Source organism: Bradyrhizobium sp. T-1, assembly GCF_053592855.1.
This window is the reverse complement of sequence record NZ_CM132115.1, coordinates 5009655-5028991: the sequence shown is the minus strand read 5'-3', so window position 1 is coordinate 5028991 and position 19337 is coordinate 5009655. Positions and strand designations below refer to the sequence as shown.

At 63.1% G+C, this 19337-nt stretch carries 18 protein-coding genes; 10 read left to right on the top strand and 8 right to left on the bottom strand.

What is annotated here, in order from left to right; translation table 11 throughout:
• Positions 1 to 11: 11 nt before the first annotated feature.
• A complete protein-coding gene (locus tag ACWAT4_RS24420) occupies positions 12 to 812 on the bottom strand; it encodes an ABC transporter substrate-binding protein (protein ID WP_212302596.1) in 801 nt (266 codons plus the stop codon).
• A 10-nt stretch (positions 813 to 822) separates the two neighbouring features.
• Positions 823 to 1803, bottom strand: a complete 981-nt coding sequence (locus ACWAT4_RS24415) for a tripartite tricarboxylate transporter substrate binding protein (protein ID WP_212425725.1) — start codon at positions 1801 to 1803, stop codon at positions 823 to 825.
• Positions 1804 to 1920: 117 nt separating this feature from the next.
• Here ACWAT4_RS24415 and ACWAT4_RS24410 point away from each other — a divergent pair, with 117 nt between their 5' ends.
• The 8 genes from ACWAT4_RS24410 to ACWAT4_RS24375 all read left to right on the top strand — a co-directional run bounded on the left by ACWAT4_RS24410 (position 1921) and on the right by ACWAT4_RS24375 (position 9115).
• The gene (locus ACWAT4_RS24410; RefSeq protein ID WP_212302598.1) at positions 1921 to 2631 is read left to right on the top strand and encodes a TetR/AcrR family transcriptional regulator; all 711 of its coding nucleotides are present in this window, start codon (positions 1921 to 1923) and stop codon (positions 2629 to 2631) included.
• Between the two features lie 73 nt (positions 2632 to 2704).
• Positions 2705 to 3664 carry an amidohydrolase family protein gene (locus ACWAT4_RS24405; protein ID WP_212425726.1) on the top strand — a complete coding sequence of 320 codons (960 nt, stop codon included), beginning with the start codon at positions 2705 to 2707 and terminating at the stop codon, positions 3662 to 3664.
• Entirely contained in the window at positions 3664 to 4548 is an 885-nt protein-coding gene (locus ACWAT4_RS24400; protein WP_212302600.1) for an amidohydrolase family protein, read from the top strand. Before ACWAT4_RS24405 ends, ACWAT4_RS24400 begins: the two co-directional genes overlap by 1 nt.
• On the top strand, positions 4545 to 5846 hold the full coding sequence (gene dctA / locus ACWAT4_RS24395; protein WP_212425727.1) for a C4-dicarboxylate transporter DctA: 1302 nt from the start codon (positions 4545 to 4547) through the stop codon (positions 5844 to 5846). Before ACWAT4_RS24400 ends, dctA begins: the two co-directional genes overlap by 4 nt.
• Before the next feature lie 65 nt (positions 5847 to 5911).
• Complete coding sequence (locus ACWAT4_RS24390) at positions 5912 to 6625, top strand: PIG-L deacetylase family protein (RefSeq protein ID WP_212425728.1); 714 nt, start codon at positions 5912 to 5914, stop codon at positions 6623 to 6625.
• Positions 6622 to 7305 carry a 4-carboxy-4-hydroxy-2-oxoadipate aldolase/oxaloacetate decarboxylase gene (locus ACWAT4_RS24385; RefSeq protein WP_212425729.1) on the top strand — a complete coding sequence of 228 codons (684 nt, stop codon included), beginning with the start codon at positions 6622 to 6624 and terminating at the stop codon, positions 7303 to 7305. The genes ACWAT4_RS24390 and ACWAT4_RS24385 overlap by 4 nt, the downstream gene beginning before the upstream one ends.
• Positions 7306 to 7331: 26 nt before the next feature.
• Positions 7332 to 8201, top strand: a complete 870-nt coding sequence (locus tag ACWAT4_RS24380; RefSeq protein WP_212425730.1) for a substrate-binding domain-containing protein — start codon at positions 7332 to 7334, stop codon at positions 8199 to 8201.
• Positions 8201 to 9115: a DUF1932 domain-containing protein gene (locus ACWAT4_RS24375; protein WP_433995273.1), complete on the top strand. Its 915-nt coding sequence runs from the start codon at positions 8201 to 8203 to the stop codon at positions 9113 to 9115. The genes ACWAT4_RS24380 and ACWAT4_RS24375 overlap by 1 nt, the downstream gene beginning before the upstream one ends.
• Before the next feature lie 15 nt (positions 9116 to 9130).
• On the opposite strand, the gene ACWAT4_RS24370 is transcribed toward ACWAT4_RS24375, so the two are convergent.
• The 3 genes from ACWAT4_RS24370 to ACWAT4_RS24360 form a co-directional block, all read right to left on the bottom strand.
• Positions 9131 to 9448, bottom strand: coding sequence for a hypothetical protein (locus tag ACWAT4_RS24370; RefSeq protein ID WP_212302604.1), 318 nt, complete (start codon positions 9446 to 9448; stop codon positions 9131 to 9133).
• A 157-nt stretch (positions 9449 to 9605) separates the two neighbouring features.
• Positions 9606 to 10811, bottom strand: coding sequence for an amidohydrolase family protein (locus ACWAT4_RS24365; RefSeq protein WP_212425731.1), 1206 nt, complete (start codon positions 10809 to 10811; stop codon positions 9606 to 9608).
• A gap of 40 nt (positions 10812 to 10851) precedes the next feature.
• Positions 10852 to 12093 carry an amidohydrolase family protein gene (locus ACWAT4_RS24360; protein ID WP_449728266.1) on the bottom strand — a complete coding sequence of 414 codons (1242 nt, stop codon included), beginning with the start codon at positions 12091 to 12093 and terminating at the stop codon, positions 10852 to 10854.
• A 228-nt stretch (positions 12094 to 12321) separates the two neighbouring features.
• Between ACWAT4_RS24360 and ACWAT4_RS24355 the strand changes: the two genes are divergently transcribed.
• On the top strand, positions 12322 to 13230 hold the full coding sequence (locus ACWAT4_RS24355; RefSeq protein ID WP_212302607.1) for an amino acid ABC transporter substrate-binding protein: 909 nt from the start codon (positions 12322 to 12324) through the stop codon (positions 13228 to 13230).
• Positions 13231 to 13241: 11 nt separating this feature from the next.
• Here ACWAT4_RS24355 and ACWAT4_RS24350 read toward each other — a convergent pair whose 3' ends face one another.
• The 3 genes from ACWAT4_RS24350 to ACWAT4_RS24340 all read right to left on the bottom strand — a co-directional run bounded on the left by ACWAT4_RS24350 (position 13242) and on the right by ACWAT4_RS24340 (position 17302).
• The gene (locus ACWAT4_RS24350) at positions 13242 to 14453 is read right to left on the bottom strand and encodes an acyl-CoA dehydrogenase family protein (RefSeq protein ID WP_449728265.1); all 1212 of its coding nucleotides are present in this window, start codon (positions 14451 to 14453) and stop codon (positions 13242 to 13244) included.
• A 23-nt stretch (positions 14454 to 14476) separates the two neighbouring features.
• A complete protein-coding gene (locus tag ACWAT4_RS24345) occupies positions 14477 to 15586 on the bottom strand; it encodes a glycoside hydrolase family 172 protein (RefSeq protein ID WP_449728264.1) in 1110 nt (369 codons plus the stop codon).
• Positions 15587 to 15676: 90 nt separating this feature from the next.
• Positions 15677 to 17302, bottom strand: coding sequence for a long-chain fatty acid--CoA ligase (locus tag ACWAT4_RS24340; RefSeq protein ID WP_449728263.1), 1626 nt, complete (start codon positions 17300 to 17302; stop codon positions 15677 to 15679).
• Positions 17303 to 17476: 174 nt separating this feature from the next.
• Between ACWAT4_RS24340 and ACWAT4_RS24335 the strand changes: the two genes are divergently transcribed.
• Positions 17477 to 19336 (top strand): flavin-containing monooxygenase, encoded by a 1860-nt coding sequence (locus ACWAT4_RS24335; protein ID WP_449728262.1) that lies wholly within the window; start codon positions 17477 to 17479, stop codon positions 19334 to 19336.
• Position 19337 lies beyond the last annotated feature (1 nt).

Here is a 19337-nt window from a genome sequence, read left to right as displayed (position 1 = left end):
CGTATTCCGAGCTACTCCCGTGTCGCCTTGCTCGCGCCGCGGAGGCCCGCCTGCTGCTGGATGGTGTCCAGCGCACCGGAGGATTGCTCCTCCGCCACGAAGCGGTTGAGCAAGGGAAGCGCGGCTTCGCGTCCCTTTGGGATTGCGATGGCCATGTGCTCCGTGCCCCAATTGCCGTCGAGGATCTTCGCGCCCGGCATCTGGTCGGACATCTCGAACAGCGTCGGCTTGTTGGTGGCGTAGAGATCAATCTCGCCGCGGCTGAACATGGCGATGGCGATCTTGACGTTTTCGGCAGGAACGATAGCCGCGTTCTTGAACTTTGCCGGCAGCGTCCGCTCGGAGGTCGAGCCCTTGGTGACGCCAATCCTCACGCCGGGTTTGTCGATATCTTCGACCTTGCCGATTGGTGAATTCGCCGGGACGAGATAGCCGAGCTCGATCGCCAGCACGGGCTGGCTGAAGCTGACCTCGTTGGCGCGGGCCGGGGTCGCATTGGTTACGGTGAAGTCGACCTTGTCGTCGTGAATCGCAGTGACGATGTCGGCGACGCGCTGAAACCTGACATAGTCGATGCCGACGCCAAGCCGCTTTGCCAGCTCGTCGCCGAGATCGTAGGCGAGGCCGTGCGGCTTGCCGGCCGCATCCGCCACCATCGAGGTCGGGCTGCCCGGATAGATGCCGACGCGCAAGGTGCCGCTCGGCGCGAGCAGCTTTGCTTCGCCATCGGCGCGCGCGGATCGGCCGACGGGGCCGATGATCGCAAAGGCGAGCAGGGCGGTGTACGCGAGACGTCCCGAAGAGGTCCTCATGTAAAAGATCTCACTGCGCGCGAATGTCGGCAGCCTTCAGCACGGGCTCCCATTTGGTAGCCTCGGCGTGCATGAAGGCGTCAAAATCCTTGGCGGAGGAACCGACGGGCGCTGCGCCGATCTTGCTGAGCGTCGAGAGCACGTTTGAATCCTGCAGTGCAGCTTTCAGATCGGTTTCGAGTTTTGCTACGATGTCGGGCGGCATCTTTGCCGGGCCGAGCACGCCCCACCAGACCGAGACGTCGTAGCCGGGGACACCAGACTCGGCGACGGTCGGTATATTCGGCAACGCCTTGGAGCGCTCCGCCGAGGTCACCGCAAGCGCGCGCACCGGGCCGCCTTCGAGCTGGCCAATGGCTTCCGCAAGCGGATTGATGCTGAGCGGGATTTCGCCGGCGATCACGGCGGTCAGTGCCGGGGCGCCCCCCTTGTAGGGGATTGCGACGATCTTGGTGCCGGACATGTACTTCAGGAGCTCGCCGGCAAGGTGCGCCGAGGTGCCGTTGCCGGACATGCCGTAAGAGAGCTTATCCGGTTCCTTTTTCGCCGCGGCCAGGAGATCGCCGAGCGTCTTGTAGGGACTGTCCTTGGCGACGACGATCGCGAGCGGCGAGGAGGCGACTTCGGTGATCGCGGTAAAATCCTTGAACGTGTCGTAGGGCACGCTCGGATAGATGAACTGGTTCAGTGGGTGGCCGCTGGCGACCAGGATCAGCGTGTAGCCATCGGGTGCGGCCTGCGTCAGCGCCTGCGAGGCGACGATGCCGCCGGCACCAGGGCGATTGTCGATCACGGGCTGCTGGCCCCAGGTCTTGGCCAGCGCCTGGCCGAGCGTACGTGCGAGCACGTCGACTGCGCCGCCGGCCGCATAGGGTACGAGGATGTGGACCGGCTTGCTCGGATATGGGTCAGCGGCCTGCACGGCGCTGCCCGCGAGCAGGAGCCCGGCGCCTAGCATCAAAGCGCCGATCTTCGTGTTTAGACGCAGCATTATTCAGCACTCCCTGGGGGCATTCGCGTCCGTGCGGAGGTCTTCCGAACCGCTTCGGGACATTGCCCGTGGTTTTTGTTGACGAGACCTGATCTTTTGTACGATAGTACAAATCACATGGTACGCAAGCCCACCAGCAAGGAAACGGCCCGCAAGCCGAACATGCGCGAGGCGATCCTCGCCGCGGCCGAGGAGCTGTTCGCCACCAACGGCTTCAATGCCGTCTCGGTGCGCGACATCGCACATGCCGCCGGAGCCAATCCCGGCAGCGTGACCTATCATTTCAAGACCAAGGACGGCCTGCTGCTGGAGATCTATCGGCGGCATTGCGGGCCGATGAATTTGCGGCGCTCGGAGTTGCTCGCGGCCGCCAAGCGCGTGCGCGATCTCCAGGACCGGCTCGAAGCCGTCGTGCGCGCCTATGTCGTGCCGGCCTTCACTTCGGGCAGCGATCTTGCCGGCGGCGGCGCGCGTTTCACGCGGCTCCGTGCGGTGATGTCGGCCGAAGGCAACGAGGTCGCGCGAAAAATCATCGCGCAGACGTTTGACGATACCAGTCACGCCTTTATCGACGCGATCCACGAGAGCCTGCCACATATTCCGCGCACCGACATCGTGTGGCGCAGCCACTTCCTGCTCGGCGCGCTCTACTACTCGCTGGTCACGCCGGATCGCGTTTCGCGCCTGTCGCGCGGTGAGGCCGATGGCGGCGATGCCGCCAATGCCATCGAGCAATTGGTGCAGGCCACCGTCGCCGCGTTCCAGGCGCCCGCCCTGGATCAGGCCGCGCCGGCCCGGCGACGAACTCCTGCAAGCAGCAAGACTTGAAAGAAATCGCCCGAGGGGAGGCGCGCAACAGCGCTCCCGCTCGCAAGCGGACATGTGATGGGGTGACGAGGAAATGAACAGGCGAGACTGCTTGCATCTCTTGACCGGATTGACCGGTGCCGTGCTCGCGGGCGAAGCGCGCGGGCAGGCGGCCGAACCGAAGGTCATCCCGACGATCGAGCCGCCGGACCCCAATCCCAAGACGCCGTCGTTCAAGCTGCCGCCAAAATCCTGCGACAGCCACACCCACATTTTCGGACCGGCGTCCCGCTATCCCTTCTCGGAAAAGCGCCCGTACAATACGGCTGACGCGCCGCTGGAGACGTTCCGCAGCGTTCACGAGAAGATCGGCGTCGAGCGCTGTGTGATCGTGAATGCGACCGTGCACGGTACCGACAATCGCGTGGTGACTGACGCGATTAGGCAGAGCGAGGGCGCCTATAAGGGCATCGCCAATGTCAGCGACGAGATGAGCGAGAAGGAGCTGGCGGCACTCGACAAGAGCGGCATCTGCGGCTGCCGCTTCGCTTTCTTGAAGCGCCTCGGCGGTGTCGGCGACATGAACAAGTTCCAGCGTATCGTACACCGCGTCGCCGAGTTCGGCTGGCACATCGACGTCTATTTCGAGCCGGGCACCATCGCCGAATTCGCGCCGATCCTCACCGCGCTGCCGACGCCTTACGTGATCGATCACATGGGAACCGTGCAAGCCACGAAAGGGCTCGACGATCCCGGCTTCACGGCACTACTCGACCTCCAGAAGAAGGATGAGAAGTGCTGGGTCAAGATCACCGGCCTCGAACGGGCCTCGGCGGCCGGCAAGCCGTTCCACGATGCCGTGCCGTTCGCCAAGGCGCTGATCGACAATGCGCCCGACCGCGTCATCTGGGGCACCGACTGGCCGCATCCCAACGTCAAGATCATGCCGAATGACGGCGAGATCGTTGATCTAGTTCCCTTCTATGCGCCCGACAAGGCGATTCAGCACAAGCTGCTGGTCGACAATCCCGCGCGCCTGTTCAAGTTCAGCTGATGAATATGACGTACACACCGACCATTCCGCCGCCCGATCCGAACACGCGCACGCCGAAGTTCAAGCTGCCAGAGCTGTCCTGCGACGCGCATTGCCACATCTTCGGGCCCGGCGCGAAATATCCTTATGCCCCCGAACGCTCCTACACGCCGCCGGATGCGCCGCTCGAGGACTTCAAGGTCTTGCATGCCAAGCTCGGCGTGGAGCGCGCCGTCATCGTCAATGCCAGCGTGCATGGCACCGACAATACGGTGGCGCTCGATGCCATTGCGCAGAGCAATGGCGCCTATCGGGCGGTCGCCAATATCGACGACACCATCACCGAGCGCGACCTACACGTGCTGCACGAAGGCGGCTTCCGCGGCTGCCGCTTCAATTTCGTTCGCCACCTCGGCGGCGTCCCCGACAAGAGCGTGTTCAACCGCGTCATAGCCATGGTCGCGCCGCTCGGCTGGCACGTCGACTTGCATTTCGATGCGATCGATCTGCCTGAATATGCCGACATGCTGGCCAGACTGCCTTTGAGCTACACCATCGACCATATGGGCCGGGTGAAGGCGTCCGAGGGGCTCGACCAGCTTCCGTTCAAGATATTGATCGAGCTGATGCAACGCGACCAGAAGTGCTGGGTCAAGATCTGCGGCTCGGAGCGCGTCTCCTCGGCGGGGCCGCCCTTTACTGATGCTGTGCCGTTTGCACGAAAAATCGTCGAGACTGCGCCTGACCGCGTCATCTGGGGCACGGATTGGCCGCATCCCAACGTCAAGGTGATGCCGAACGACGGCGACCTCGTCGATTTGATTCCGCTGTTTGCGCCAGAGCCGGAGTTCCAGCAAAAAATCCTGGTCAACAATCCCGCGCGCCTGTTCGAGTTCGACCGATGACGGCGATGGCGATCGACAAGCCGCGCGGCCGCGCCTGGTGGAAGGAGCTCTGGATCCAGGTGCTCATCGCCATGGCTGCCGGCATCGCGCTTGGGATCGTCAGCCCCGAGGCGGGGTCCAAGATGCAGCCGCTCGGGGACGCCTTCATCAAGGCGATCCGGATGCTGATCGCACCGATCATCTTCTGCACGGTCGTCCATGGCATCGCCCATATGGCCGACATGGCGCGGGTCGGGCGCGTTGCGGTCAAGGCGATCATCTATTTTGAGATCATGACCACGATCGCGCTGATCATCGGTCTCATTGCGGTGAACCTGCTCAAGCCCGGCGCCGGCATGAATATCGACCCCGCCAGCATCAATGCCAGCGCAGTCGAGCCCTATGTCAAGCAGACTGCAGTCATCGGCTTCGTGCCGTTTCTGATGAACGTCGTGCCTGCGACTTTCATCGGTGCCTTCGCCGAGGGCAACATTCTCCAGGTCCTGTTCATTTCTGTACTTTGCGGCTTTGCGCTGGTGCAGCTCGGCGAGCGCGCCGCGCCGCTGGTCAGCCTGATCGACATCGCCGCCAAGATGGTGTTCGCCGTCGTCGGCTTCGTGATGTGGGCCGCGCCGATCGGTGCGTTCGGTGCCATCGCGTTTACAGTCGGAAAGTTCGGCGTGGGCTCGCTGGCCTCGCTCGGCAAGCTGCTGGGCGGATTCTATCTGACTTGCGTGGTCTTCATCGTCGTGGCCCTCGGCCCCGTCGCGCGGCTCTGCGGCTTCTCGCTGCTGAAGCTGATCCGCTACATCTGGGAAGAGTTGCTGATCTGCGTCGCTACGACATCGTCCGAGACCGTGCTGCCGCGGATGTTGACGAAACTCGAGAAGGCCGGTTGCGAGAAGAGCGTGGTCGGGCTGGTGATCCCAACCGGCTATTCCTTCAATCTAGATGGAACCTGCCTGTATCTGGCTGCGGCCTCGGTCTTCCTGGCGCAGGCGACCAACACGCCGTTCGGGCTCGCCGAGCAGATCGAGTTGCTGCTGATCCTGCTCGTGACCTCCAAGGGCGCGGCAGGCATCGCGGGCGCGGCCTTTGTCGTGCTGGCGGCGACGCTGTCGGCGACAGGTACGATTCCGGTGACGAGTGTCGCGCTGGTGCTCGGCATTCATCGCCTGATGTCGCAGGGGTTGACGCCGACCAATCTGATCGGGAACGCGGTCGCGACCATTGCGATTGCAAAATGGGAAGGCGCGCTCGACGGCGAACGCCTGAAGCGCGTGCTGGACGGTAAGGAACCTGCGGTCACTGCTGCCTGACGAATTGCTGCCGGCATGATGCAGGCAGCCTATGATGTTGACGAACGAAAGAGGGGAGTAGTCCCATGAAAACGGGTCTCGTGATCACCGCCCATCCCGGCGATTTCGTCTGGCGCGCCGGCGGTGCCATCGCGCTGCATGCGAAGAAGGGCTATCGCATGAAGATCGTGTGCATGTCATTCGGCGAGCGCGGCGAGAGCCAGTTCGCGTGGAAGGAAAAGGACGCGACGTTGGAATCGGTCAAGGCCGGCCGCAAGGACGAAGCGGAGCGGGCGGCAAAGCTGCTGGGGGCCGAGATCGAGTTCTTCGATTGCGGCGACTATCCGCTGAAGCTCACCGAGGCGCATTTCGACCGCATGGTCGACATCTACCGCGAGCTCAATCCGAGCTTTGTGCTCACCCACGCGCTGGAAGATCCCTATAATTTCGATCACCCGAACGCCGCGCATTTCGCGCAGGAGACCCGTGTCGTCGCGCAGGCGATGGGGCACAAGCCCGGCGCGCAGTACAAATACTCAGCGCCGCCGGTGTTCCTGTTCGAGCCGCACCAGCCCGAGCAGTGCAATTACAAGCCGGACCTGCTTCTGAAGATCGACGAGGTCTGGAAAGAGAAGTACGAGGCGTTTCAGATCCTCGCCGCGCAAAAGCATCTCTGGGGCTACTACGAGCGCGTTGCGCTCAATCGCGGCATCCAAGGCAGCCGCAACACCGGCGTGCCCATGACTTACTGCGAGGCCTATCAGCGCCTGTTCCCGACGGTCGCGGAGGAGTTGGCATGAAGCCGGTCGTCGTTCGCAACATCGAGCGAGCCGACCCTGCCGGCATGGCGGAATACGGCGTCTCGACCGTGCACGAGGCCTATGGTCGTCTCGGCCTGATGAAGCCTTACTTGCGGCCGGTCTGGGCGGGCGCATCGATCGCCGGCCCGGCCGTCACTGTGCTGGCGCAACCCGGCGACAACTGGATGATCCATGTCGCGGTCGAACAGTGCAGGAAGGGTGACGTCCTCGTCGTCGGCTGCACCACCGACAATACCGACGGCATGTTCGGCGAGCTGCTGGCGACCTCGCTGCAGGCCCGCGGCGTGCAGGGGCTGATCATCGATGCCGGCTGCCGCGACGTCAAAGCGCTGCACGAGATGAACTTTCCGGTGTGGTCGCGCGCGGTCTCGGCCAAGGGCACGGTCAAGGCCACGCTCGGCTCGGTCAACGTCCCCGTCGTTTGCGCCGGCGTCAATGTCGATCCCGGCGACATCATCGTCGCCGATGACGACGGCGTCGTCGTGGTGCCGAAGCGCCATGCGGCCGAGGTCGCCGAGAAGGCGAAGAAGCGTAACGCCGACGAGGGCGGCAAGCGCAAGCGCCTCGCCTCGGGTGAGCTCGGGCTCGACATGTACAACATGCGCGAGGCGCTGGCGAAGGCCGGGCTCGTCTACGTCGACGATCCCGGCGACGTCTAGGCGAAGAAGCGAAGCGGAGTTCGCAGATGGATCGTCTCAAGCTGAAGGCCGTGCTCGGCAGTCACCCCCATGTCCAGGCGGTGAAGAGTGGCGCGTTGCGCTCCGACCTCTTCGATCTCGACTTCATCGAGTACACGCCGACCAACACGGCCTTCAAGCCGATGGTGCGGGAGCAGGCCTTCGACGTCTGCGAGATGGCGATCGTCACCTATCTGATGGCGAAGGCGCACGGCAAGCCGCTGGTGCTGCTGCCGGCGACCATGATGGGCCGTTTCCAGCATTCCTACGCGCTCTACAATCCCAAAAAGGGAAAGCTCGGTCCGTCCGATCTCGAAGGCAAGCGCGTCGGGATACGCTCGTTCACGACGACGACGGGCGCCTGGATCAGGGGCATCCTCGCCAACGACTACGGCGTCAATCTCGACAAGATCAAATGGGTGACGTTCGAGGATCCGCATGTCGCCGAATATGTCGACACCACCGAGCGCGCACCGAAGGACAAGAAGGTTTTGCAGATGCTGCTCGACGGCGAACTCGACGCCGTCCTCGGCGAGACCTCTGATGACCCAAAGCTGAAGTCGCTGTTTCCCGATCCCGCGGCGGAGGCGGCGAAGTGGTATGCCGGTCGTGGCATCGTGCCGGTCAACCATCTCGTGGTCGTGACCGAGGGCCTCGCGAAATCGCGCCCGGATGTGGTCGCTGGCGTCTATGATCTGCTCAAGCGGAACAAGGCGCAGGCCGGCCCTCTGGGAAATCCGGACTTCGTTCCGTTCGGGATCGAGGCGAACCGAAAGCCGTTGGAGCTGATCGTCGATTACGCATTCCAGCAGGGACTGATCCCGTGCCGCTATGCGGTCGAGGAGCTGTTTGACGCGACGACACGAGGACTGAGCTGATGGCGGATCCGAAGCGGTGGCAGATCGGGCTCGTTGGCTATGGTGAGGTCGGCCGGATCCTGGCCGAGGATTTGCGCCAGCAGCACATCAAAGTATCAGCCTATGACATCAAGCTCGGCGGCGAACAGGGGGCTTCGCTGAGCAATCATGCGGCCAAGTTTGGCGTGATGCTCGCAGCGTCTCACGCCGAGCTGACCAGGAAGTCCGATTTCATCATCTCTGCGGTCACGGCGAGCCAGGCAGTGCCGGTCGCAAAGGCCTGTGCGGCCGCGATCAACCAGGGCACCTGGTTTCTCGACTTCAATTCGGCCTCGCCCGGTGCCAAGCAGCGCGCGGCGGCGCTGATCGACGGTGCTGCCGGACGCTATGTCGAGGGTGCCGTGATGACCTCGGTGCCGCCATATCGCATCAAGGTGCCGCTGTTGCTTGGTGGTCCCGGTGCGAGGGAACTCGAACCGCTTTTGAATGCGATCGGCTTTGCGGCGCAGGTTGCCAGCGACAAGCTCGGCGTGTCCTCGGCGGTGAAGATGTGCCGCAGCATCATGATCAAGGGCCTCGAGGCCATGGTCATCGAGAGTTTTACGACCGCACGCGCCTATGGCGTCGAGGACGCGGTGCTGGCGTCGCTCACGGAAACCTTTCCCGCGATCAATTGGGAGAAGCAGGGCGCCTATTTCTTCCAGCGCGTGATCGAGCACGGCCGCCGCCGCGCCGAGGAAGTGCGCGAGGTCGCGGAGACTGTGCGCGAGGCGGGGCTGACGCCGTGGTCGGCGCAGGGCACCGCCGAGCGCCAGGCCTGGGTGGCCGATCTCGCCGATGAAGGGCTGTTCGGCACGAAGGGGACGAAGGAGTTTGCCCGCAGCGCCGATTGGCGCATCGAGGCGGACCGCATTCTGGCGAAGATCAAACGTTAGAGCCGAACGCCCCGTTCAGCTCAACACCATGCCGCCGTCGCGATAGCCCGAAACTTCGTCGCGGGCGGCCTCGATCAAACCGATCAGGCTGTTGGCCTCGCGCACAACGTCCTTGGTGCGCTCGGTCCTGAACTCGGTCAGGATCATGCGAATGCACTTGTCCGCAGTATCGAGCGTCCACAGCGCGCGGGCCATGTCGCTCTGCGAGTGAATCGCCGAGATATCGAGGCGCGACAACACTTCGCCGATGCCATTCAAGCGCTTGACGGCAGTCTCGGCGGGCGTGCTGGCCCGGATGGACTGATAGTCAATGCTGCTGAATGCGCTGAACATATCCATAACTTCCCCAGAGAACGCAGATGGTCAGTGCGCATCTCCTAGTAAGATCAGATGGGGCAGCCTCGCAACGCGTGGGGCTACGGTCCGGGATTTTACCGGACTCGGATTTGAGGAAGATTTGATGGCAAATCGGGCCGTAAAGGTCCGACGATCAGCGCTTCTTCCCGACCATCATACCGTTGAGCGCAACGAGCATACCTGCCTTGTAGACCGCGCGGCCCTGGGGCGCCGCGACGACGGCCTCGGGAACGTGTTCTGCGCGCAGCGTCACGAAATCGGCCTTGGCGCCGACGCGCAGGCCGTAGCCCTCGAGCCGCAGCGCTTTTGCGCCTGATACCGTGATGACGTCGAATGCGACACGCAATTCCTCGTCGGTATTGAAGCCAGAACGATAGCCGAGCGTTGTCGCCCGGCGGAGCATGTCGCCGTCGCCATAGGGCCACCAGGAATCGCGGATGTTGTCGTTGCCGCTGAAGACGGTGACGCCGGCGTTGCGCAGGACAAGGATCGGCGGGAAGGGCCGGGCACCCGGCGCATTCGTCATGATTGCGACGCCGGAGCGGGCAAGGATGTCGGCGATCGTCTTGAGATGATCTATCGAGATGTCGCCGAGCCCGTAAGCGTGGCTGATGGCGACATGGCCCTCCATGCCAAGCGCGCGCGTGCGTGCGGCAATCTGTTCGATCTCGAAGGCGCCCAGCGTGCCCATGTCATGCAGATGGATGTCGACATCGACGCCGTGCTTGCTGGCGACGCCGAATACGGCGTCGAGGTGTTTCTCGACATCGCGATCGAAACTCGCGGGATCGAGCCCGCCGACGAGGTTCGCGCCGAGGCTGATGGCCTGATCGAGCAGCTGCGGTGTGCCCGGGCTCGCCAAAATGCCACTCTGGGGAAAGGCGACGAGCTGGATGTCGATCAGGTCGCGATATTCCTCGCGCACGCGCAAGATCGTCTCCAGCGATTTCAGGCCGACCGAACCGTCGACCATGACATGGCTGCGCATCTGGGTGGCGCCGTGTCCTATGCAGAGATCGAGCTGGTTGCGCGCCCGCACCTCCATCGGCGCCGCTTCGGCCATATTCTGGGCCTGGAAGGCCACGCGTTCGTGCACATTGAATCCGTCAGTGCACGGCTTGTGCGGACGCCAGGCGTCACCATAGAAGCTGGTGTCGAGATGGATATGGCCTTCGACGAATCCGGGAACGACGAGGGCATTGTCGAGATCAATCGTCTTGGCACCGGTTGCCGCCGCGTCGGCCGGCATGAGGGCCGCGATGCGGCCGTCTTTGACCGCGATGTGATGGCACGCTCCGCTATCGAAGCGCGCGTTCAGGAAGATCGTGTCGAAGGCCATCCGGTTGCTCCGTTGGTCGATTTGTCGTTGCGCGAGCGGTCTAGTTTCGAGGCTTGAGCAGCGTCGCCGCCTTCCGTTCAAAGGTCTGCCGGCCGTTCTTGAACCCCATCAAGATATCCGGCAGCTCCGCGATGGCGAAGCGGCTGTCTTGTGTGTCGAGCACGACGAGATCGGCGGGCTTGCCGACCGCGATGCCATAATCTTTGAGATTCATCAGCCGCGCCGGCAGCTCGGTGACGAGATCGAGACAGATGTCGAAGTCGCCGACGGCGGCGTGGGCGACATTGGCATAAAAATTGGCCATCCGCAGCAGCGAGGCATCGCCGAACGGCGTGAAGGGGTTGAGCACGTTGTTTGTCGCGACCGAGCAGACGACGCCGTGGCCCGCAAGCTTGTGCGCGAGCGTCAGCCCGCGCGGCGCATTGTGGCTGGCCTCGCGCCCCATCAGATAGAGATCGGTCGCTGGCAGCACGGTGACGGCCACACCGACTTTTGCCAGTTGGGCAGTGGCGGCCTTCAACCGCTCGGGCGGCAAGGCCGAGAGTTTTGTGGCATGGCCGATTGCGACGCGCCCTCCGTATTTGCGTTGCTCGGTCTGCCGGCAGACCTCGTCGAGATGCGACCAGGAAGTGTCGAGATCGAAGTCGAGGTGAAGATCGACGTCGAGATCGAATCCTTGGGCGAGATCGAAGATGCGTGCGAGATGTGCGTTCGGGTCGGTGTCGGTATAGGGGCAGCCGCCGATCGCATCGGCGCCGTCGCGCAAGGCCTGGACCAGCAATTCCTCGGCTCCGGGATCGTTGGTCAGGCCTTCCTGCGGGAAGACACATAGCGAGAGATCGATCGCCCAGGCGTAGTCGTGCTTCAGCGCCTTGACCGCCTCGAAGCTGCGCAGGCCAATCCGCGGGTCGATCTCGACATGGGTACGCATGCGCGTCGTGCCGTGCACGATGGCGCGCTCGAGCACCTTGGCGCCGCGTGCATAGACATCCTCGACGCCAAAATCCCGCTTCATCGCCGAGACCGCACGGATCGCGTCGCCGAGTGTGCCGCGGATGTGCCCGCAGCGCTCGAGCAGGCAAGCCTTGTCGAGATGGATGTGGGTGTCGACGAAGCCGGGCAGGGCCAGCCGTCCGCCGACATCGACTTCGACGGCCTCGCAGGCCAGCCAGGGTTCGATCGCAGCGATACGCCCGTCCTTCACGCCGATGTCGACCGGCGCGGGGAATGATCGCGGCTTGGCGTTGCGGAAGATCAGGTCGAAGGCGGTCTGGACGGTCATGGCGGGCAATCTTGATGGAGAAACTTATATCAGTCGGCGAGGCTGCGGGCGTACGGCAATCTAGCGGGGATATGATCAAAATATATGCGCTCCCCCAGCCGTCCGGCACATATCGAAAGCCGTGATAGCTGATAGACGCAGGCTGGTCTGGCGGCTGGCCGGCGCCTGGGCTATCACCCGATCGATTGCGCTCGGCATGTGGCGCAGCACCCTCTTGAGGAGCCCCCGATGCGTCTTCCTGTCGTTCTTCTGGCCGTCACGTGTCTTGCGGGTGCAGCCTCCGCCGAAGACCTCTCCGGCACGCTCCAGAAGGTCAAGGAGACCAAGAAGATCACGCTCGGCTATCAGGAAGCCTCCGTGCCCTTCAGCTATCTCGACGGCAACCAGAAGCCGATCGGCTTTGCCATGGATATCTGCCTTAAGATCGTCGACACCGTGAAGAAGCAGCTCGCCATGCCCGACATTGCCGTGGATTATGTCGCGGTGACATCGTCGAACCGGATCCCGCTGATGGTGAACGGCACGCTCGATTTGCACTGTTCGGCGACCACCAACAACGCCGACCGCCAGAAGCAGGTGGCCTTCACCAACACGCACTTCCTCAGCGCGACGCGATTTGCCGCGAAGAAGGCCGCCAAGATCAACACCATCGACGATCTCAAGGGCAAGGCGGTCACGGCGGTGGCGGGCTCTGTCAACCTGACCCAGCTCGCCAAGGTCAACACCGAGCGCAATCTCGGCATCAATGTGATGCCGGCGAAGGACCAGGCCGAAGCCTTCCTGCTGCTCGAAACCGACCGCGCGCAGGCTTATGCACTCGACGACGTGCAGCTTGCGGTCGCCATTGCGCGTTCGAAGGAGCCGGCGCAGTTCATGATCAGCGAGGAGACGTTCTCGAAGCCCGAACCCTACGGGATCATGCTGCGCCGGGACGACGTGCCGTTCAAGGTGCTGGCCGACCGCGCAACGGCTGAACTCTATGCGAGCCCGGAAATCGAGGCGCTCTACAGGAAGTGGCTGGAATCTCCGACGCCGCCGAACGGCCTCAACTACAATGTTCCAATGTCGGCCGCCTTGCGCAACGCCTTCAAGAATCCGAGCTCGAGCGCCGATCCGGATGTGTACCTGGTGAAGTGAGGCGCGCCTACCTACGCGTTCGAATATTTCTTCAGCTCGAACCGCGCGATCTGGTTCCTGTGCACCTCGTCCGGTCCGTCGGCGAGGCGCAGCAGACGTGCGGTGGCATAGGCCTGGGTCAGGCCAAAATCGTTCGAGGTGCCGCCGCCGCCATGAGCCTGGATGGCCCAGTCGATGATCTGGCAGGCCATGTTGGGCACAGCGACCTTGATCATCGCGATCTCGGCTTTCGCGACCTTGTTGCCGACGGTATCCATCGCGTAAGCCGCGTTCAGGGTCAGCAGCCGGGCCTGCTCGATCATGATGCGCGCCTCTGCGATGCGTTCCTGCGTCACCGTCTGCTCGGCGACCGGCTTGCCGAAGGCGACGCGGCTGCGCACGCGGCGGCACATCTTTTCCAGCGTGCGCTCGGCTAAGCCAATCAGCCGCATGCAATGGTGGATGCGGCCGGGGCCGAGACGGCCCTGCGCGATCTCGAAGCCGCGGCCTTCGCCGAGCAGCATGTTCTCCTTTGGCACGCGGACATTGGTGAAGATGACTTCCGAGGCACGGTCGGGCACGCCGTAGAAGCCGAACACGGGCAGGGGCCGTTTCACTTCGATGCCTGGCGTCTCCATCGGTACCAAGATCATGGATTGCTGCTTGTGGCGGTCGGCATTGTCAGGATCGGTCTTGCCCATGAAGATGCAGACCTTGCAGCGCGGGTCGGTCGCGTTGGTCGTGTACCATTTGCGCCCGTTGATGATGTAATGATCGCCGTCGCGCACGATTGAGCTTTCGATATTGGTTGCGTCGGACGAGGCGACCGCTGGCTCGGTCATGGCGAAGCAGGAGCGGATCTCGCCTGCGAGCAGCGGTTTCAGCCAGCGCTCCTTGTCCTTCTCAGAGCCATAGCGCTCCAGCACCTCCATGTTGCCGGTGTCGGGCGCCGAGCAGTTGAACACCTCCGGGGCCAGATGCGAGCGGCCCATGACTTCGCAGAGCGGGGCATATTCGAGATTGGTGAGGCCGGCGCCGTGGCTGGACTCCGGCAGGAACAGATTCCAGAGGCCCTCGGCGCGCGCGAGCGGCTTCAGCTCTTCCACGACGGGATAGACCTTCCACGGCCCGAGCTCTTCCGCCTCGCGATAGAACCGCTCCTCGTTCGGATAGATGTGCCGGTCCATGAAGCTTTCGAGGTTGCGCTTGAGCTCGACGACTTTTGGCGACATCGGGTAGAGCATCTGAGGTCTCCTTGAACGATCGGCTAGCCGATTTCGAGATAGTCCGGCCCAGGCAATTGCGGAAACGGGGCCGTCGGTAGCGCCTGATACCAGAATGCGACCGAGGCAATGTCGTCCTGCAGCGGAAGATACTTTGCGTCCTTGATGCCCTGCAGCCACCCCAACGCCTGAATGGTTACGCGAAGGTCGCTCTGAAAGCGGATCGGGTCGGGGATGTGCCAGCGATACATGCCGAAGCGTTGCTGCGATTTATAGACGCCGTCGGGACGGATCACCTGCGGCAGGCCGGCATAGGGCGTGGTGAATTCCACATAGCGCGATTGTAGTTGGCCGGCATGCGCGACATAGGGATCGAAATTGTACGCACCGCAGAAATAGTCCTCGGTGCCGGTGCCGCAGACGGTCGGAAATTCGCCGTCGCCGTCGATGAAGAACTTGATCTCGCCTTCGCCCCACCAGCCATTGTTGTTGACGCCCCAGGCCATGTAGGTGCCGACATATTGGCCGTGCCCGCTGACGCCGTCGAGGATGGTGTAGACGTCCTTGTAAGGCAGCGGGTTGGCGCGGCGGAATTGCGCATGGAAATAGGCGCAATCCTCGGCCACCTCGGTCAGCGTGTAGTTGATCTGGTAATAGACCGTCAGCTCTTCCTCGCTGCGATTCTCCAGCGTGAAGCGCGCGTGCTTGCGGAATGGCATTTCCCAGTAGCAGTTGAAGGCCCGCCCCGGATTGACGCAGACCGCGAGCGAGGACACCTGTGCAAATTCTTCCCATCCGCAGGCGAAGAAATCGCCGACCGGGCATTCGACACTTGGCAGCGTCTGGTCATCCCAATAGACCCGCAGGATCGAATGGCGCAGGCGTCCGCGCGCCAGCGTCATCCAGATCTGCTGGATGGCGCCCTGATCCTCGATGTCGGCGAGCGTGAAGGTTGCGCCTGGGGCGATCACGACATAGGGCGAAACCTTCCAGCCTTGTCCGAGATCGCGGGCCTGGCGTGCCGCGGGCCCGTCGACGGACATGCCGCCCTTGCCCTTTTCGCCGGTGAAGTTCTCGGGGCTGATCGAACGCGTCTGCGCGTTCGACAGGCGCGATAGATTGCCGAGATGCAGGCCCAATCCGGAAAACGCCATGATGTCCTCGATCAGCGGTTAGCGATGTCTCGGATATATCGTCGGCGAATCTACCAAAAGATGAAGATGACGGCATATCGAGGGGCTGGATTACCCGACGCGATACCCCCTGAATTTCTCGCGCAGCGCCGATTTGAGCACCTTGCCTGTGCCGGTCATCGGAAATTCGTCGAGGAATTCGACCGCATCCGGCAACCACCAGCTCGCGATCTTTGGACGCATGTGGTCGAGCAGGGTCTTGCCGTCGACTGTCGCGCCCTTCTTGCGGACGACGAGGAGCAGGGGGCGTTCCTGCCATTTCTCATGCGCGATGGCGACGACGGCTGCCTGCAGCACGTCGGGATGCGACAGCGCGATGTCCTCGAGCTGGATCGAGGAGATCCATTCGCCGCCTGACTTGATCACATCCTTGGACCGGTCGGTGAGCGTGACGTGACCGTGCTGGTCGATTACGGCCATGTCGCCGGTGATCAGCCAGCCGTCGTTGTCGAGCCCTTCGTCGAGCTTCATGTAGCCGGAGGCGACCCAGGGGCCGCGGGCACGCAAGTGTCCGACGGTCTTGCCGTCGCGCGGCAACTCAACGCCGTTGTCGTCGACGATGCGCAAGGTGGTGCCGAAGCAGGCGCGACCCGAGACCTGGCGTCGGTCGAACTTTTCGGTTTCGCTAAGATGCTCCGAGCCAGGTCTTAAGCCCGGCATTGAGCAGCCCAACGCCTCCGTCATGCCCCAGGCCTGGATATAGTCAACATTGTAGTCGCGCTTGAGCTTCTCGACCATCGCACGCGGCGGTGCCGAGCCCGACGACAGCGTGGCGCGCAGCGTCGAGAATTTCTTGCCGGTGCGGCCAAGCCAGTCGAGCAGGATCAGCCAGAAGCTCGGCACGCCCGCGGACAGCGTCACCCTCTCGCCTTCAAGCAGCTCATAGAGCTTGTCGGGCTCGTAATTGCGGCCGGGCAGCACCAGCTTCGAGCCGGTGTAGGGCGCGGTGAACGGCATGTTCCAGCCATTGCCGTGGAACAGTGGTGCCATCGGCATCATCACCTCGCGCACCCCTTCGAGATGCCCGGGAATGAAATCGAAGTTGCAGCAGGTCATGGTCTGGAGGATCGCAGCGCGGTGCGAATAGATCACGCCTTTGGGATTCCCGGTTGTGCCCGATGTATAACAGATGGTGGAAGCGGATTTTTCGTCGAACTCCGGCCAGACGAAGCCAGCGTCACTCTCCTTGTCCAGAAGCTCCTCGTAGCAATGCACGTTCGCGAGGGTCGTCTCCGGCATACGTTCGCGCGAGGACATGATCACGTAAGCTTCAACTGTCTTCAACTGCGGCGCGATCGCCTCGACGATCGGCAGCGTCGCACGGTCGACGAACAGAATGCGGTCCTCGGCGTGATTGATGATGTAGACGAGTTGTTCGGGAAACAGCCTCGGGTTGACGGTGTGCAGCAAGTAGCCCATGCCCGGCGCTGCATAGAACATCTCGAAGTGACGATGCGTATTCCAGGCGAGCGTGCCGACGCGGTCCCCTGGTTTCATGCCGAGCCGCTTGAGCGCCAGCGCCATGCGCTTGATGCGCGGATGGGCCTCGGCATAGGTGTAGCGATGGATGTCGCCCTCGATCTCGCGCGCGACGATCTCCGCCTCGCCGTGATAATCGGCGGCATATTGGATCAGGCCACTGATCAGCAGCGGCATGTCCATCATCAGTCCCTGCATTGTCCCCTCCGAAAAGGCGTGTCGTTGCGCGACGCATGTGCGATTGCATTCAAGGTAGCGGAACGTCACGCGACGTCCACGCAAAAAGCGGCTGATGCGATTGCACGCGTCACTTTTTCAGGGCTAACTGGCGTAAACTGCAGGCCGACGCCGCGGCCGCCGTGGAGGAGATCGATGTCAGCGGAAAGACACAAGACCGGTGCAGCTGGCGCGCCTAACATCGACATCCAGGCCTTGCGCGCGCGCTATCGCGACGAGCGCGACCTGCGCCTGCGCTCCGAGGGCAAGGCGCAGTATGTCGAGGCAGTCGGCGGCTTTGCCCACTATCTCGACGATCCCTGGGCCGATGCCAAATTTGCGCGCGCGGCCGTCAGCGAAGAGACCGAGGTCGTCATCGTCGGCGGCGGCTTCGGCGGCTTGCTCTGTGGCGCGCGCCTGCGCGAAGCCGGCATGTCCGATTTCCGCATCGTGGAAAAGGCCGCCGATTTCGGCGGCACCCGGTACTGGAATCGCTATCCAGGTGCTGCCTGCGATACCGAGAGCTACATCTATCTGCCGCTGCTGGAGGAGACCGGCTATATGCCGGTGCGCAAATATGCACGCGCGCCGGAGATCTACGAGCACTCGCGCCGCATCGGCCGTCACTTCGGCCTCTACGAGCGAGCGCTGTTTCAGACCGTCATCTCGCGCATGATCTGGCAGCAGCAGGAAGGATGCTGGCTGGTTGAGACCGACCGCGGCGATCGTATCCGCACGCGCTTCGTGATCCTCGCCGGAGGTCCGTTGAGCCGGCCGAAGCTGCCGGGCATTCCCGGCATCGAGAACTTCAAAGGCCACAGCTTTCATACCAGCAGGTGGGACTATGCCTACACTGGCGGCGGCGCGGAGGGCGGCCTCGACGGCCTTGCCGACAAGCGTGTCGGGATCATCGGCACCGGCGCCACCGCCGTGCAGTGCGTGCCGCATCTCGGTCGTTCGGCGAAAGAGCTCTACGTGTTCCAGCGGACGCCGTCCGCGATCGGCGTCCGCGACGACCGATTGACGGATCCAACTTGGGTGGAGAGCCTGAAGCCCGGCTGGCAGCGTGAGCGCATGGACAATTTCACCGCGGTGATCTCGGGCGAGCCGTTCGAGCGTGATCTGGTGCAGGATGGCTGGACTGGCCTGCTCGGCGAGATCCTGCTGGCGCCGCGCCGCCAGCCGCAGCCGGTGACCTCGATGGAAGAGGCGCTGAAGGTGATCGAGCAGGCCGACTATTGCAAGATGGAGGAGATCCGCGCCCGGGTCGACGCCGTTGTCAACGACGAGGCGACCGCTGCGGCGCTCAAACCCTGGTACAAGGCGTTCTGCAAGCGGCCGTGCTTTCATGACGACTACCTCGACACGTTCAATCGTCCCAACGTGCATCTCGTCGACACCAAGGGCAGGGGCGTCGAGCGCATCACGGAGAAAGCCGTCGTCGTCGACGGCAAGGCCTACGAGCTCGACTGTCTGATCTATGCCAGCGGTTTCGAGGTCGGCACCGACTATGCGCGCCGCATGGGCTTTGAAGTCTACGGCCGCGACGGCGTGAGCCTGTCGGACCGCTGGCGCGATGGCGTCAAGACGATGCATGGCTTCTACAGCCGCGGCTTTCCGAACTGCTTCCTCATCGTGACGGTGCAAGCCGGCCAGAGCGCCAACTTTCCGCATATCATCGACGAGCAGTCGCAGCACATCGCCTATGTCATCGCAGAGGCGCGCAAGCGTGGCGCAAGGACATTGGAGCCGACGCTTGCGGCCGAGAATGCCTGGGTCGACGAGGTCGTCAAGGCCGCGGTCGGCCGTCAGACCTATCTCGCCGAATGCACGCCCGGCTACTACAACAATGAAGGTGTGTTCGATCCGGTGGCCGCGCGGAACAGCCAGTATTGGCGCGGGCCGGTGGCCTTTCTCCGGCTGCTCGCCAAATGGCGGAAGGAAGGCAATCTGGAGGGATTGGAATTGATCTATGACGCTAACGCGAAGAGCGACAACGCTTCGGCTCCGGCATGAA

What these genes read in the sequence shown, in the direction of transcription:
- ACWAT4_RS24365 (WP_212425731.1), bottom strand. Translation starts at nt 10,811, where the DNA reads ATGGCCTTCGACACGATCTTCCTGAACGCGCGCTTCGATAGCGGAGCG.
- ACWAT4_RS24385 (WP_212425729.1), top strand. Translation starts at nt 6,622, where the DNA reads ATGAAGCCGGTCGTCGTTCGCAACATCGAGCGAGCCGACCCTGCCGGC.
- ACWAT4_RS24340 (WP_449728263.1), bottom strand. Translation starts at nt 17,302, where the DNA reads ATGCAGGGACTGATGATGGACATGCCGCTGCTGATCAGTGGCCTGATC.
- ACWAT4_RS24405 (WP_212425726.1), top strand. Translation starts at nt 2,705, where the DNA reads ATGAACAGGCGAGACTGCTTGCATCTCTTGACCGGATTGACCGGTGCC.
- ACWAT4_RS24380 (WP_212425730.1), top strand. Translation starts at nt 7,332, where the DNA reads ATGGATCGTCTCAAGCTGAAGGCCGTGCTCGGCAGTCACCCCCATGTC.
- ACWAT4_RS24420 (WP_212302596.1), bottom strand. Translation starts at nt 812, where the DNA reads ATGAGGACCTCTTCGGGACGTCTCGCGTACACCGCCCTGCTCGCCTTT.
- ACWAT4_RS24360 (WP_449728266.1), bottom strand. Translation starts at nt 12,093, where the DNA reads ATGACCGTCCAGACCGCCTTCGACCTGATCTTCCGCAACGCCAAGCCG.
- ACWAT4_RS24370 (WP_212302604.1), bottom strand. Translation starts at nt 9,448, where the DNA reads ATGTTCAGCGCATTCAGCAGCATTGACTATCAGTCCATCCGGGCCAGC.
- ACWAT4_RS24335 (WP_449728262.1), top strand. Translation starts at nt 17,477, where the DNA reads ATGTCAGCGGAAAGACACAAGACCGGTGCAGCTGGCGCGCCTAACATC.
- dctA (WP_212425727.1), top strand. Translation starts at nt 4,545, where the DNA reads ATGACGGCGATGGCGATCGACAAGCCGCGCGGCCGCGCCTGGTGGAAG.
- ACWAT4_RS24350 (WP_449728265.1), bottom strand. Translation starts at nt 14,453, where the DNA reads ATGCTCTACCCGATGTCGCCAAAAGTCGTCGAGCTCAAGCGCAACCTC.
- ACWAT4_RS24390 (WP_212425728.1), top strand. Translation starts at nt 5,912, where the DNA reads ATGAAAACGGGTCTCGTGATCACCGCCCATCCCGGCGATTTCGTCTGG.
- ACWAT4_RS24345 (WP_449728264.1), bottom strand. Translation starts at nt 15,586, where the DNA reads ATGGCGTTTTCCGGATTGGGCCTGCATCTCGGCAATCTATCGCGCCTG.
- ACWAT4_RS24400 (WP_212302600.1), top strand. Translation starts at nt 3,664, where the DNA reads ATGAATATGACGTACACACCGACCATTCCGCCGCCCGATCCGAACACG.
- ACWAT4_RS24375 (WP_433995273.1), top strand. Translation starts at nt 8,201, where the DNA reads ATGGCGGATCCGAAGCGGTGGCAGATCGGGCTCGTTGGCTATGGTGAG.
- ACWAT4_RS24355 (WP_212302607.1), top strand. Translation starts at nt 12,322, where the DNA reads ATGCGTCTTCCTGTCGTTCTTCTGGCCGTCACGTGTCTTGCGGGTGCA.
- ACWAT4_RS24415 (WP_212425725.1), bottom strand. Translation starts at nt 1,803, where the DNA reads ATGCTGCGTCTAAACACGAAGATCGGCGCTTTGATGCTAGGCGCCGGG.
- ACWAT4_RS24410 (WP_212302598.1), top strand. Translation starts at nt 1,921, where the DNA reads ATGGTACGCAAGCCCACCAGCAAGGAAACGGCCCGCAAGCCGAACATG.